The sequence below is a fragment of the Microbacterium sp. genome, from assembly GCF_026393345.1.
In the GTDB taxonomy this organism is placed as follows: Bacteria; Actinomycetota; Actinomycetes; order Actinomycetales; family Microbacteriaceae; genus Microbacterium.
Map to the genome: position 1 here is coordinate 17658 of NZ_JAPLAI010000009.1, position 13126 is coordinate 30783.

Sequence of the window (13126 nt, forward strand, 5' to 3'; positions counted from 1 at the left end):
CCGTCGATTCTACGGGCGAGCGGGGTCGTACGCTGGCCGCATGGTGGTGTCGGTCGTGATGGTGCACGGGATCCGCACCTCGGCGACCATGTGGCGGGCACAGACGGCCTACCTGGAGGACCGGGGCGTGGCGGCCTACCCGGTCGACCTGCCCGGGCACGGCACTCGCATGGCCGAGCCGTTCACCCTGCGCGAAGCGTTCGCAACGATCGACCGCACCGTGCAGCAGGCCGCAGCGGATGGTCCCGTCGTGCTCGTAGGCCACTCCATGGGGGGTCTCCTCTGCCTGGAGTACGCCGGCACGGATCCCGCCCCGCCGCTCGCGGCGTTCGTGGGCGCATCGTGCACGGCCGTGCCGCGCGGGCTGGGCTTGGCGACCTACCGGGCGATGACGCGGACCGCGGACGCCCTGCCCGGACGCGCCATGTGGGCGGCGAACTATGTGATGGACCGCACGCTCCCCGCGACCACCCGCCACGACTTCGCCGCGGGCGGCTACGCGCTGGATACCCAGCACGTCGCGCTGAGCGCGCTCTCGGAGCTGGATCTCGTGACGGCGGCGCGCCGCATCCGGGTGCCGGTGTGGTTCGTGAACGGCCAGTACGACCAGCTGCGGGTGAACGAGCGCCGGTTCGCCGCGCTCGTGCCGCGCGCCGAGCTCATCGTGGTGCCGCGGACCTCGCACCTGGTCACGGCCATGCGCCCCGACGTGTTCAACGCCGTCCTCGGTCTCGCCCTCGCCGTGGTGGAGCGCGATGCGGGGCTCGGCGCGGGGACCTGATAGACTCGCTCATTGGCTTGCGTGTGGGCTTTCCCAGGCCTCACGTCCGCCGCGATGCAGCCCTCTTCTGCTGACCGGCACCTCCCTGTCCTCACAGAAACGAAAGTCAGACGACACGTGGCAAACATCAAGTCGCAGATCAAGCGCAACAAGACCAACGAGAAGGCGCGCGAGCGCAACAAGGCCGTGAAGAGCGAGCTGCGCACCGCGGTGCGTCGCACGCGTGACGCCATCGCCTCCGGCGACAAGGCCAACGCGGAGAAGGCACTCACCGTCGCCTCCAAGAAGCTCGACAAGGCCGTCAGCAAGGGCGTCATCCACGCCAACCAGGCCGCGAACCGCAAGTCGGCGATCGCGAAGAAGGTCAGCGCGCTCTGAGCGTCGCTTCTCCGTTCGAAGGCCCGCCACCGGCGGGCCTTCGTCGTTTCCGCGGGTCGTCGCGGTCACGGCAGAGTGCGGCGCCGGTCGCAGAGCTCAGCGCGCGGGCGTGGCGTAGGGGGCGCGGGTCGCGATGATCGTGATCAATCGCTCGAGGGCGAAGATGGGGTCGCGCGAGGCGCCCTTGACCTCGGCGTCGGCTCGGGCACAGGCCTGGATCGCCATGCCGAGCGAGTCCTGCGTCCACCCTGACAGGTCGCGGCGGGCACGGTCGACCTGCCAGTCCTTCATGCCGAGGCGCGAGGCGAGGGCCGCCGCAGGTTCGCGGCTGCCGGCGACCCGCGCCATGCCGCGGAGCTTCATGGCGATCGCGGCGACCATCGGCACCGGGTCCGCGCCGGAGGCGAGGGCCTGCCGGAGGGCGAGCAGCGCGTCGCCGTAGCGACCGGCGATGGCGGTGTCGGCGACCGCGAACGCCGAGGTCTCGACGCGCCCGCCGTAATACCGCGTGACGATCTCCTCGCTGACGTCGCCCTCGACGTCGGAGATCAGCTGCTGACAGGCGGCCGCGAGCTCGGTCAGGTCGTCGGAGAACGCCCCGACCAGGGCGCGAAGCGCGACCGGGGCGATGCGACGGCCCGCAGCTTGGAACTCCCCCGCCGCGAAATCGTAGCGATCGGACTCGCGCTTGACCGCGGGGCAGGGGATCTCGATGCCGCCACCGGTGCCGGCTCGGACGGCGTCGAGCAGCTTCTTGCCGCGGACGCTCGCGCCGGTGTGCCGGAGGATGACGGTGGCACCTTCCTGCGGGGCGTTGAGATAGGAGACCGCCTCGGCGAGGAACGCGTCCGAGCACTTCTCCACGCTGCTCACCCGCACGAGGCGGGGTTCCCCGAACAGCGACGGCGACGTGACACCGAGAAGCGTTCCCGACTCGTACACGGAGGCGTCGATGTCGGACACCTCGAGGCTCGGATCTTCGGCGCGCAGCTGTTCCCGGATGCCGGAGGCCGCGCGTTCCGCGCAGATCTCTTCGGGGCCGGAGATGAGGACGACGGGAGCGGGTCGCGGCTGCCGCCAGGGCACCTGCGGAATGGCCGATTTGGTCGCTCGTGCCGGTGTCGAACGCCGCGGAGCTGCCATGCCTCCAGCGTAGCCGCCGCCACCGACGCGGACCGCGTGACTCATGCGGGGCGCGTGTCACGCCCGGCCCGCCTCCGGTGGTTGACTCGGTGTGTGGATCTTCAGCGTGTGCGGGGCGAGGACATCGAGGACCTGACCGCGTTCTTGCGCGGCGTCGACCTCACGCTCAGCGGGCTGGACGCACCGGGGGTGCGGCTCTGGATCGCACGCGATGCGAACGGCGAGATCGTCGGCAGCACGGGGTACGAGCTCAGCGACGATCGCCGGCATGTGCTGATCCGGAGCGTGGCGGTCAGCCCGACGCACCGATCCGACGGTCGGGGCATCGCCCTCGCGAGATTCGCGCTCGACCGTGCCGCCGCGGAGGGTGCGGCCGAGGCGTGGCTGTTCAGCCGCCGCTCCGGTCCGTTCTGGCGGCGTCTGGGGTTCGAGCCCGCTGACCGGGACGACCTCGCGGCCGCCTTGTCCCAGACGCACCAGGTGCGCCTGTTCCAGCGCACCGGTCAGCTCGGCCGCGAGGTCGCGTGGTCGCGCTCCCTCTCAGAGCGCATCCCACCCGGATAACGACGACCTTCCCCGGATAACACCGACCGCCTCCGAAACGCCCGGCTCGCCGGGGACGCCCGCTCCCGCCACCAGGTGAGCGCGCCACGTCCGCCGCCGCCCGGAGCATCGTCGTCCCCGTCCCCGTCGACGAGTACCATGCCGTTCTCGTCGGTGCGGGCGACGGCGGTGCCGGCGGCGGCGAGCATCGCGAGCGCCTCCGCCCGCGGGTGACCGTAGTCGTTGCCCTCCCCCACGGACACCAGACCCACGGATGCGGCCACCTCCAGGTACAGCGTCGGATCCTGGTCCGCGGAGCCGTGATGGGCGACCTTCACTACCTCGTATGGTCCGCGAAGGGCCCCGGAGGCGCGCAGTGCCTGCTGCGCCTCGGCACCCAGGTCGCCGAGGAGCACCGTGTGGGGCACGGCTCCCCCGCCGATGTCGATCACGACGCTCGAGTCGTTGCCGGGCAGGAATCCTGCCGAGGGCCGCGGCCACAGCACCCGCCACGACGCGTCGCCCAGCACCCCGGTCATCCCCGCGGACGCCTCGATGGTCCGCGCGGCGCCCAGCCGGAAGAGGACCCGCTCATCGCCCACAGGCACCGGACCGTGGAGCACGGTGTCCACCCGTCCGGCCAGTGCGGCGGATCCCCCCACGTGGTCGAGGTCGAAATGAGTGAGGACGAGCAGATCGATCCGATCGACGCCGAGCCGCCGGAGACAGGCGATCACCGCATCCGGTTCGGGCCCGGTGTCGACGACCATGATCCGCCCCGCGGAACGGACCACGACCGCGTCGCCCTGCCCGACATCGCACGCGGCGACCGCCCACCGCCCGGGAACCGTGACGGGTGCCACGACGGTCGCGACCGCCATCCCGCCGATGGCACAGCCCGCCAGCAGCACCACGGCGCCGCGTGACGTCACGATCGCGACGCCCGACCACCGCCCGCGGCGGCGGACCGCGATCGCCACCGCCAGGACGACCCCGAGGACCGCCATCGCGATCACCCCGGGGATCCCCTCCCACCATGGCAGGATCGACGCCGGCAGCCCGGCGGCGACCTCCGCCGTGCCGGCGATCCAGGCCGCGGGAACCCATGCGAGCCAGAGCAGCACGGTCTGCAGCAGCGGGATGCCGGGGGTGAGGCACGCGAGCACCCCGAGGATCGTGGCAGGCGGCGCGGCGGGAGCGGCGACCAGGTTGGCGACCACCCCATAGGTGGCGAGCTGCGGAGCGATGAGCACGATGATCGGTCCGCAGACGAGCTGAGCCGACAGCGGCACCGCCAGCGCCAGCGCGAGGGGCGACGGCATCCACCGCGAGAGCCCGCGTGCGAGGGGTCGGGCGAGGGTGAGAAGGGCCGCGGTGGCGGCGACCGACAGCGCGAACCCGACCTCGAACGCGAGCCACGGATCGAGCATGAGCAGCACCGCGACCGACAGGCAAAGCACCCCGAGGCCCGCCCCGGTGCGTCCGAGGAGCAGCGCGATCATCGCCACCGCCGCCATCACCGCGGCGCGGACGACGCTCGGCTCGGGCGTGACGAGCAGGACGAACCCCGTGAGCAGCACCGCGCTGACCGCGACGCGCACCGTGCGGCGGAGGCCGAGCGCCGCTGCCACGGCGAAGCCCGCCCCGACGACGAGCGCGCAGTTCGCGCCCGATACCGCCGTCAGATGTGTCAGCGAGGACGCTTTCATCGCGGCATCCAGGTCGGGTGTCACCGCGCGCGTGTCGCCGACCGCGAGTCCGGGAACGAGTCCCGCCGCCGGCTGCGGCAACTCCGAGGACGCGACGACGGTCCGTTCACGGAGCCAGGCGACGAACGCCAGCGCCCCGCCCGGTGGGGATGTGGCGTCGACCCTCGACACCCGCAGCACGAGGACCGCCCGCTCCCCGGGGTCGGCGGGCAAGGCCGTGGCCGTGAGAGTGGCCACGGACCCCATGTCGAGCGCCGGCGGCTCGTCGAACAGCAGCGCCACGGGCACGCCCGCCGCCCGTTCGTCCGACCCGGCGCGCACCCGCTGCAGCACGGCGTCGGCGCGGGCACCACCCGACGCGAGTGGATCAACCTTCCCCGTGACGGCGACGTCCACCGACAGCATCCGTCCGCCCGTCACCGGCCATCCCCCGACCGCTTCCCGCGCGGGTGCGGCGACGGCGATGGATGCGGCGACCCCCGCCGTCGCGACGGCCGCCACGATCCCGGCCAGCAGCGCGGCGCGCGTCCGCGGCCTCGCCGCCCGCGCGAACAGCACACATCCGCCCAGGAGTACCGCCGCCGAGATCGCCGCGACGGGAAGCGCGGCGGCGGGCACCATCACGCCCAGCGCAGCCGCACCCCAGGCCGCCGCCCCGACCGGCACGAGCCGCGACGCAGCGCTCACACCCGCACCAGGTCGCGCAGGGCGGCGAGCATCTTCTCGCCGATCCCAGGCACCGCGAGCAGGTCGTCGACGCTGGTGAAGGCGCCGTTCTGCTCGCGCCAGTCGATGATCCGCTGCGCGATCGCGGGGCCCACCCGCGGCAGTGTGTCGAGCGCGGCGACATCCGCGGTGTTGAGATTCACGATCCCATCGACGTCGGGCGCACTGCCACCCGCCGCCGCGGGCGGGGTCTCACCGAGCCGCGGCACATGGAGCTGTTCGCCGTCCGCGAGCGGGCGGGCGAGGTTCAGGGCCGCGGGGTCGGCGTCCTCGGACAGTCCGCCCGCGGCGCCGACCGCATCGACCACGCGCGACCCCGGGGCGAGCAGGTACAGCCCCGGGGAGCGGACCGCGCCTTCGACATGCACGTAGAGGCCCGCCTCGGCGACCACCGCGGCCGTGGAGGTCGGCACCGGCACGGATTCCGTGCCGGTGGCACCTCGCAGCACACCGCCCGCGACCACCACGGCGAAGCCGCCGAGGAGCACGACGATGGCCGCGCCGATGCCCCGCCGCAGGCGCGGCCGGGCCGCATCCGGTTCCTGCGTGTCCACGGGCCGACGCTAGGCCGGACGACCCGTACAGCCGCCACCACATGGGAGAACGGTGGACACACCCGTCCTCCCACGATGCTGGGGAGGACGGGTGCGCTGGCTACGTGGTGCGGCAGCTCACGATCGCGTGAGGGCGCACGACCTACTTCGTGCTGAAGCTGACGACCTTCGGCGGACGCACGACGGCGCGGACGATCTGCTTGTCGCCGAGGGCGCGGACGACGCGCGCATCCTCACGGGCGAGCTTCTCGAGCTGCTCGCCGTCGATGCGCGCGGAGACGTCGAGTGTTGCCCGCACCTTGCCGTCGATCTGCACGACCGCGGTGACGGAATCTTCGACGAGCAGGGTCGGGTCGGCCTGGCGCCACGTGGCGAGACCCACGGAGGGCTGGTATCCCAGCAGCTCCCACATCTCCTCGGCCGTGTGCGGCGCGAACAGGTCCAGCACCATCGCGATGGCCTCGGCGGCCTCGCGGACGGCGGGGTCGGACGCACCGGCGCCGGAGTCGATCGTCTTGCGGGTCGCGTTGACGAGTTCCATCAGGCGGGCAACGACGACGTTGAATTTGGTCTGCTCGACCAGCCCGGGCGCCTCGGCCCAGAGCCGGTGGGTGACCCGGCGGAGCGCCGCATCCCCCTCGGCCCAGACCACGTCGGTGGGGCTGTCGACCTCACCGGCGATGCGCAGGGCGCGGGCGAGGAACTTGGTCGCACCGGTGGTGGAGACGTCCTTCCAGTCCTTGTCGTCCTCGACCGGGCCGGCGAAGGCGAGGCCCACGCGCAGCGCGGCGGCGCCGTGGGCGTCGAGCTCCTCCTGGAACAGCACTAGGTTGCCCTTGCTCTTGGACATCTTCGCGCCGTCGAGGATCACCATGCCCTGGTTGATCAGACTCGAAAACGGCTCGGTGAAATCGACATGGCCCATGTCGTACAGCGCCTTGGTGATGAAGCGCGCGTACAGCAGGTGCAGGATGGCGTGCTCCACGCCGCCGATGTAGAAGTCGACCGGTGCCCATTTCAGCGCCTCCGCGCCGTCGAAGGGGGCATTCGGGTTCCGCGGCGACAGGAAGCGCAGGAAGTACCACGAGCTGTCGACGAAGGTATCCATGGTGTCGGGGTCGCGGCGGGCGGGCTCGCCGGTCTCGGGGTCGACGGTATTGACCCACTCGGTCGCAGCCCCCAGCGGCGAGCTGCCCTTGGGCAGCAGATCGAGGCCCTCGACATCGGGCAGGCGCACCGGGAGCTGCTCGTCGGGGACGGGCAGGGTGCGGCCGTCCTGGGTGTGCACCATCGGAATCGGGGTGCCCCAGAAGCGTTGGCGCGAGATCAGCCAGTCGCGCAGGCGATAGCTCTTGGAGGCGCGACCGTTGCCGGCCTTCTCCAGCTGCTCCGTGATGCGGGCGATCGCGGTGCGCTTGCTCAGACCGTCGAGCGACCCGGAATTGATGAGGCGGCCGTCGCCGGTCAGCGCCACGCCGGTGCGCGCCGGGTCCACGTCGTCGAGGGTGTCCGAATCCGCGAACGGATCGATCGGGTCGCCGTTGTCGTCCAGTTCGATGACGGGGATGGCACCGGTGATCGGGGCCGTGGTGTCCACGACGACCCGCACGGGCAGATCGAACACGCGGGCGAAGTCGAGGTCGCGCTGGTCATGCGCGGGGACGGCCATAACCGCGCCGTGACCGTAGTCGGCCAGCACGTAGTCGGCAGCCCAGATCGGCAGCCGCTCGCCGTTGATCGGGTTGACGGCGTAGCGCTCCAGGAACACTCCGGTCTTCGGCCGGTCGGTGCTCTGACGCTCGATGTCGGTCGACGCGCGGACGGTCTCCAGGTATGCCTGGAACCGCATGCGAGCCTCGGGGCTGGCTTCTGCGACCAGCTCGGCGGCGAGGTCCGACTCCGGCGCGACGACCATGAAGGTCGCGCCGTGCAGAGTATCGGGGCGGGTGGAGAAGACGGTGACCTTGGTGTCGCGTCCCTCGATCTCGAAGTCGATGTCGGCGCCGACGGAGCGGCCGATCCAGTTGCGCTGCATCTGGATGACCTTCTGCGGCCAGAATCCTTCGAGCTGGTTGAGATCGTCGAGCAGCCGGTCGGCGTAGTCGGTGATGCGGAAGTACCACTGGGTGAGCTTCTTCTTCACGACCGGGTAACCGCAGCGCTCGCAATGCCCGTCGATGACCTGCTCGTTGGCCAGCACGGTCTGGTCGTGGGTGCACCAGTTCACCGGGCTCTCGGCGCGGTAGGCCAGGCCCTTCTCGTACAGCTGCTGGAACAGCCACTGGTTCCAGCGGTAGTACTCCGGGTCGCTGGTGTGCAGCACCCGGCTCCAGTCGAACGAGACGCCGTATGCGCGCAGGCTCGTCTTCTGCTGCGCAATGTTGTCGTAGGTCCAGGTGACCGGGTTCGCGCCGCGCTTGATGGCGGCGTTCTCCGCGGGCAGTCCGAACGAGTCCCACCCGATCGGGTGCAGCACGTTGTACCCGCGGTGGCGCCAGAAGCGCGCCACGATGTCGGAGTAGAGGTAGTTCTCCGCGTGACCCATGTGCAGGTCGCCCGAGGGGTACGGGAACATCGCCAGCACGTACTTGCGCGGCCGGGTGTCGTTCGCATCGCCGGCGCGGAACGGGTCGAGTTCCTCCCAGCGACGCTGCCACTTGGCCTGGATCGCGTGAACGTCGACCCCACCTTCGGACGGGGCCAGGGTGGGATCGTTGGGGGAACTCATGGACACAGAGGAAGCCTCACGGAAGGGGTCAGGGAAAACCTGCGCACGAAGCGCACCCTTCAGGTTACCCGACCGCTCACCACCCGGGAGGGACCGCGGCACCCATCGCCGCGAGCGGCGCGCGTGCCTTGATGCCCACCTCGGCGACTTCCTCGGCCGCCACCGAGTGCCAGGTGATCCCGCCGCCGGCACCGACGTAGGCACCGTCCGCGTGCACCAGGACGGTGCGGATGATCATGGCGAGATCGAGCGTCCCGTCCGTGCCGATCCAGCCGGTGCAGCCGGCAAAGACACCCCGCGGAGCATCCTCGATCCCCCGCAGCAGGGTCATGGCCGACAGCTTCGGCGCGCCCGTCATACTGCCGGCAGGGAACGCTGCGTGCAGCAGGTCGGCAACCGTCGTACCGGCACGGATGCGGCCCGCCACGGTGCTGACGAGTTGATGCACCGCCGGGTAGCTCTCGATCTCGCGCAGCCGTTCCACACTGACCGAGCCTGTCTCGCAGACCGACGCAAGGTCGTTGCGCATGAGGTCGACGATCATCACGTTCTCGGCCTGCTCCTTGGCGCTGGCGGCCAGCTCCGCTGCCAGCGCGGCGTCCTCGTCCGGCGTGGCACCGCGCGGCCGGGTGCCCTTGATGGGGTGGGTGCGGACCACCCCGTCGTGCACCTCGAGGAAGAGCTCCGGGGAGGCACCGATGAGCGCCACGTCGCCGGAGCGGATGCGGGCCCCGTGGTGCGACGGCGAGCTCGCTCGGAGCGCCGCGTGCACCGCATCCGGATCCACCGTGCCCGAAACCTCGAACCGGGTGGTGAGGCACAGCTGATAGGCGTCGCCGGCACGGATGGCGGCCCGGCAGCGTGCGATGCGGTCGGCGTATTCGGCCGGGGACACGCGGGAGGTGGCGGTGCGCTCGATCGCCGGGGTCGTCGCCGCGGGAACCGTCGCGGCGCGTGCGCGGGCGAGCCACGCCTCGGCATCGGGGGCGGCGATCCACACGCGCCCGGTGGCGTGGTCGAACCCCATCACCCGTTCCACCCGCAACCACAGCTGCGATGGCAGCGGATCCGCCGCAGGGTGCACGGGTGCACCGGCGACCGCGGCGCCCGCCTCGTACCCGATCCAGCCGACCCAGCCGCCGGCGAGCAGTCCTTCCGGGCCGGCATCGGCCGGGCCCGCGGACAACGCGGTAGCGGCCACACGCTCGGGGTCATCGGGACGGCCCGAACCCACCCAGCTCCAGCCGTCCCGGGCGTCCGGTCCGGCGTCCAGCCAGAAGGCGTGCGGATCGTCCCGCAGGGCCGCGGAGGCCTGCTCGGGAGTGCAGCCGTCGGTGACGATGACGGGAGCCGGAAGCGCGCGCATGATTCTCAGGCTAGGGGCACCCGCTCCCCCTAGGCTCATCTGCGTGAACGAGGCCCTCAGCTGGCTGCTCGACGCCGTGCAAACCGTGCCCCCGGTGGCCCGGGTGCTGCTGGCCGGGCTTGCCATGGCGTTGGAGACGAGCGTGCTGGTCGGTCTCGTCGTGCCGGGCGACACCGTCGTGATCGTCGCCGGCACCGCGGTCACGACCCCCTGGGAGGGGATCGTGCTGTGGCTGGCAGTCGTCGCAGGGTCGCTCGTCGGGGAGTCGGTGGGCTTCCTGCTCGGTCGGTACATCGGCCCGTGGTTGCGACGGTCGCGGCTCGGCCGGCGCGTCGGGGAGGCGAACTGGGCGCGCTCCGAACGGTATCTGCGGCGTCGCGGGGGCGTGGCGATCTTCCTCTCCCGCTTCCTGCCGGTGCTGCACTCGCTGGTGCCGCTGACGGTGGGGATGTCGACGTACCCGTTCCGCCGGTTCCTCGCGTGGACGCTTCCCGCATGCTCCCTCTGGGCGGCGCTCTACATCTCGGTGGCCGCCGCGGCGGCGGGCACGTACCGGGAATTGGCCGACCAGATCCACTTCGCCGGATACCTGTTCGTCGGCGTGATCGTGGTGTTCCTGCTGCTGGCGCTGCTGGGCAAGAAGATCATCACGCGGGTCGAGCGACGGCACCTGGACGACGACGAACCCCTCGCGTCCGAACACGAATCGCGGAGCGTGGAAGACTGAGTCGTGTGACTGCCCCCCGCCCCGTCCCCCTGAAGGTGCTGTGGCTGGCGCGACTGGAACGGCGATTCCACGCCTGGCGCGAACGCCGGGCCCGCCGCCGGGGGCTCGTCCCCGAGGTCGCCGCCTTCCCCGGCTACGGCTCGCAGACCTGGGTGCGCGTGCTCGGACGCGTCATGATCCCGCCGAAGGCGCGCAACGGATCGGACGCTTACGCGGGCGTCCGCGGCTGGCGCAGCTTCGTCGCCGTGCCGGTCGGCTTCGCGCAGGTCACCATCGTGATCGACGGTGTCACACACGATGTGGTCGCCGATCGTGGCGGTGTGCTGGACACCGTGCTTCCGGCGACGCTGGCCCCCGGCTGGCGGACGCTGACGATGTCGGTCGAGGGCGGCGAGCCGATCGAGACACGCGTGTTCGTCGTCGCGGACGACGTCCGCTTCGGCGTGGTCTCGGATGTCGACGACACCGTGATGGTGACCGCGCTTCCCCGTCCCCTGGTCGCCGCCTGGAACTCCTTCGTCCTCAACGAGCACGCGCGTCAGCCGGTGCCCGGTATGGCGGTCCTCCTCGAACGCCTGGTGCAGCAGCATCCCGGCGCTCCCATGATCTATCTCTCCACCGGTGCGTGGAACGTCGCCCCCACGCTGGCGCGGTTCCTGCGTCGACACCTCTTCCCGGCCGGCGGGATGCTGCTGACCGACTGGGGACCCACGCACGACCGGTGGTTCCGCAGCGGCCGTGAGCACAAGGCCGACAACCTCGCCCGCCTCGCCCGTGAATTCCCGCAGATAACCTGGCTCCTCGTCGGCGACGACGGCCAGCATGACGACGAGATCTACACCGCCTTCGCGTCCGCGCATCCCGCCAACGTCGCCGCGGTCGTGATCCGTCGCCTGACGCCCGCGGAGGCGGTCCTCGCGGGTGGCCGCACCATGGTCGACGACCACTCGGCGGCAACCGTGCCGTGGGTGACCGGGGACGACGGCGCGGCACTCATGGAGCGACTCGCCAGCATCGGCCTGCTGCACGACGTCTGAGCCCCCGCTTAGGCTGGCCGCATGTGCGGACGTTTCGTCGTGGCGAATGTGGCATCTGAGCTCGTGAGCGTGCTGCGGGTCGACCAGGAGAGCGCCCGGCTGCCGGCGCCCTCGTACAACGTCGCACCGACGGCGACGGCCGCCATCGTGCTCGATTCGGCGAAGACCGATCCGCCCACACGCCGCCTGGAGCCCGCACGATGGGGGCTGGTGCCCGGCTGGGCGAAGGATCCCGGGATCGGCGTGCGCGCGTTCAACGCCCGTGCCGAGGAGCTCGAAGACAAGGCCATGTTCCGCACGGCGCTGCACAAGCGCCGCTCGATCGTGCCCGTGACCGGCTACTACGAGTGGAAGCAGCACGAGGGCACGAAGATCCCGCACTTCATCCACCCGGCCGACGACTCGCCGCTCTTCCTCGCGGGCCTGTACGAGTGGTGGAAAGACCCGTCGAAGGCCGACGACGACCCCGACCGCTGGCTGCTGTCGTTCACGATCCTCACCCGCGACTCGATCGGCGCGCTCGGGTCGGTCCACGACCGGATGCCGCTGTTCGTCGACGCGGACTTCGCCGACGCCTGGCTCGACACCGACACCGACAACGTCCGGGACGTGCTGGATGCGGCGATCGACGCCGCCCCGGCCGTCGCCGAGACGCTCGACATGCGGGTCGTGTCGAGCGCGGTGGGAAACGTCCGCAACGACTCCCCCGCGCTGATCGAACCGGCTGCCGACGAGTGAGCCCATCGCTCCGCCGCGGCGAGGGCTGGCCCGCCGGTGGATGCGGTCGATCCTTGCGGGCGATGAGACGCAACGATCCCCCTTCCTCGCGGCATCCGGTGGACCCGCCACCGCGATAACGTTGCGGTCGGGCCGACTGCCCCGGACTCCCGTCACGGGATTCGGGGATGTCACGGGATTCGGAGCGGATCCGGCTGTCGCCCCCGAATCTCACGACATCCCCGAATCTCGCCATCCGACGGGGCATCGACGCGCGCCGGCACACCCCCGCGCCCGCCTCGGGCGGAGTGAGCCCGCGTATCCTCGTGGGGTGACCCCCGTGCCCGCCCTCGTCGTCCTGTCACCGGATGAGTGGGCTGCCCGCGAGGCCCGGCACGCCGAACGAGCCGACGACCTCACGGCGGATCGCCGGTATCGCGCGGCGCGGGGTCAGACGCATCCGGTCGACGACTTCCTGTACACGTACTACTCGTACAAACCCTCGGTGCTCCGTCGATGGCATCCGGGCGCCGGTGTCGTCCTCGCCCAGGCCACGAATCGTGCCGGCTGGCGCTGGTACCGCGCGGAGGGCGACGGGGCGACCGTCAATGACGCCGCGTTCGGCGCGGAACGTGCCGCGTTGCTGCGGGCGATCGGCGGCATCCTCCGATCCACCGCATCCCGTCACCCACGTCTGGGCTGCTTCGGCCTGCACGA

At 71.4% G+C, this 13126-nt stretch carries 11 protein-coding genes and 1 pseudogene; 7 read left to right on the plus strand and 5 right to left on the minus strand.

Going from position 1 to position 13126, the window contains the following annotated elements:
* Positions 1 to 40 precede the first annotated feature (40 nt).
* Both NT132_RS00845 and rpsT read left to right on the plus strand, forming a co-directional pair.
* Positions 41 to 781, plus strand: a complete 741-nt coding sequence (locus tag NT132_RS00845) for an alpha/beta hydrolase (protein ID WP_297783357.1) — start codon at positions 41 to 43, stop codon at positions 779 to 781.
* A 117-nt stretch (positions 782 to 898) separates the two neighbouring features.
* Positions 899 to 1159 (plus strand): 30S ribosomal protein S20, encoded by a 261-nt coding sequence (gene rpsT / locus NT132_RS00850; protein WP_297783361.1) that lies wholly within the window; start codon positions 899 to 901, stop codon positions 1157 to 1159.
* 96 nt (positions 1160 to 1255) lie between these two features.
* Here rpsT and holA read toward each other — a convergent pair whose 3' ends face one another.
* Complete coding sequence (holA, locus tag NT132_RS00855; RefSeq protein WP_297783364.1) at positions 1256 to 2302, minus strand: DNA polymerase III subunit delta; 1047 nt, start codon at positions 2300 to 2302, stop codon at positions 1256 to 1258.
* 93 nt (positions 2303 to 2395) lie between these two features.
* Between holA and NT132_RS00860 the strand changes: the two genes are divergently transcribed.
* The gene (locus NT132_RS00860) at positions 2396 to 2866 is read left to right on the plus strand and encodes a GNAT family N-acetyltransferase (protein WP_297783367.1); all 471 of its coding nucleotides are present in this window, start codon (positions 2396 to 2398) and stop codon (positions 2864 to 2866) included.
* On the opposite strand, the gene NT132_RS00865 is transcribed toward NT132_RS00860, so the two are convergent.
* From NT132_RS00865 to NT132_RS00880, 4 genes are all read right to left on the minus strand, one after another.
* Positions 2806 to 5241 (minus strand): ComEC/Rec2 family competence protein, encoded by a 2436-nt coding sequence (locus NT132_RS00865; protein WP_297783370.1) that lies wholly within the window; start codon positions 5239 to 5241, stop codon positions 2806 to 2808. The genes NT132_RS00860 and NT132_RS00865 overlap by 61 nt on opposite strands.
* Entirely contained in the window at positions 5238 to 5834 is a 597-nt protein-coding gene (locus NT132_RS00870; RefSeq protein ID WP_297783373.1) for a ComEA family DNA-binding protein, read from the minus strand. Before NT132_RS00870 ends, NT132_RS00865 begins: the two co-directional genes overlap by 4 nt.
* Before the next feature lie 142 nt (positions 5835 to 5976).
* The gene (leuS, locus tag NT132_RS00875; protein ID WP_297783376.1) at positions 5977 to 8562 is read right to left on the minus strand and encodes a leucine--tRNA ligase; all 2586 of its coding nucleotides are present in this window, start codon (positions 8560 to 8562) and stop codon (positions 5977 to 5979) included.
* A gap of 76 nt (positions 8563 to 8638) precedes the next feature.
* Positions 8639 to 9928, minus strand: a complete 1290-nt coding sequence (locus tag NT132_RS00880; protein ID WP_297783380.1) for an anthranilate synthase component I family protein — start codon at positions 9926 to 9928, stop codon at positions 8639 to 8641.
* 43 nt (positions 9929 to 9971) lie between these two features.
* Between NT132_RS00880 and NT132_RS00885 the strand changes: the two genes are divergently transcribed.
* The 4 genes and pseudogenes from NT132_RS00885 to NT132_RS00900 form a co-directional block, all read left to right on the plus strand.
* Positions 9972 to 10655 carry a DedA family protein gene (locus NT132_RS00885; RefSeq protein ID WP_297783382.1) on the plus strand — a complete coding sequence of 228 codons (684 nt, stop codon included), beginning with the start codon at positions 9972 to 9974 and terminating at the stop codon, positions 10653 to 10655.
* Positions 10656 to 10660: 5 nt separating this feature from the next.
* The gene (locus NT132_RS00890; protein WP_297783385.1) at positions 10661 to 11692 is read left to right on the plus strand and encodes an App1 family protein; all 1032 of its coding nucleotides are present in this window, start codon (positions 10661 to 10663) and stop codon (positions 11690 to 11692) included.
* 21 nt (positions 11693 to 11713) lie between these two features.
* Entirely contained in the window at positions 11714 to 12430 is a 717-nt protein-coding gene (locus tag NT132_RS00895) for an SOS response-associated peptidase (protein ID WP_297783388.1), read from the plus strand.
* Between the two features lie 310 nt (positions 12431 to 12740).
* Positions 12741 to 13126, plus strand: a pseudogene (locus NT132_RS00900) (3-methyladenine DNA glycosylase); the annotation flags it as partial.

What these genes read in the sequence shown, in the direction of transcription:
- NT132_RS00845 (WP_297783357.1), top strand. Translation starts at nt 41, where the DNA reads ATGGTGGTGTCGGTCGTGATGGTGCACGGGATCCGCACCTCGGCGACC.
- holA (WP_297783364.1), bottom strand. Translation starts at nt 2,302, where the DNA reads ATGGCAGCTCCGCGGCGTTCGACACCGGCACGAGCGACCAAATCGGCC.
- leuS (WP_297783376.1), bottom strand. Translation starts at nt 8,562, where the DNA reads ATGAGTTCCCCCAACGATCCCACCCTGGCCCCGTCCGAAGGTGGGGTC.
- NT132_RS00880 (WP_297783380.1), bottom strand. Translation starts at nt 9,928, where the DNA reads ATGCGCGCGCTTCCGGCTCCCGTCATCGTCACCGACGGCTGCACTCCC.
- NT132_RS00895 (WP_297783388.1), top strand. Translation starts at nt 11,714, where the DNA reads ATGTGCGGACGTTTCGTCGTGGCGAATGTGGCATCTGAGCTCGTGAGC.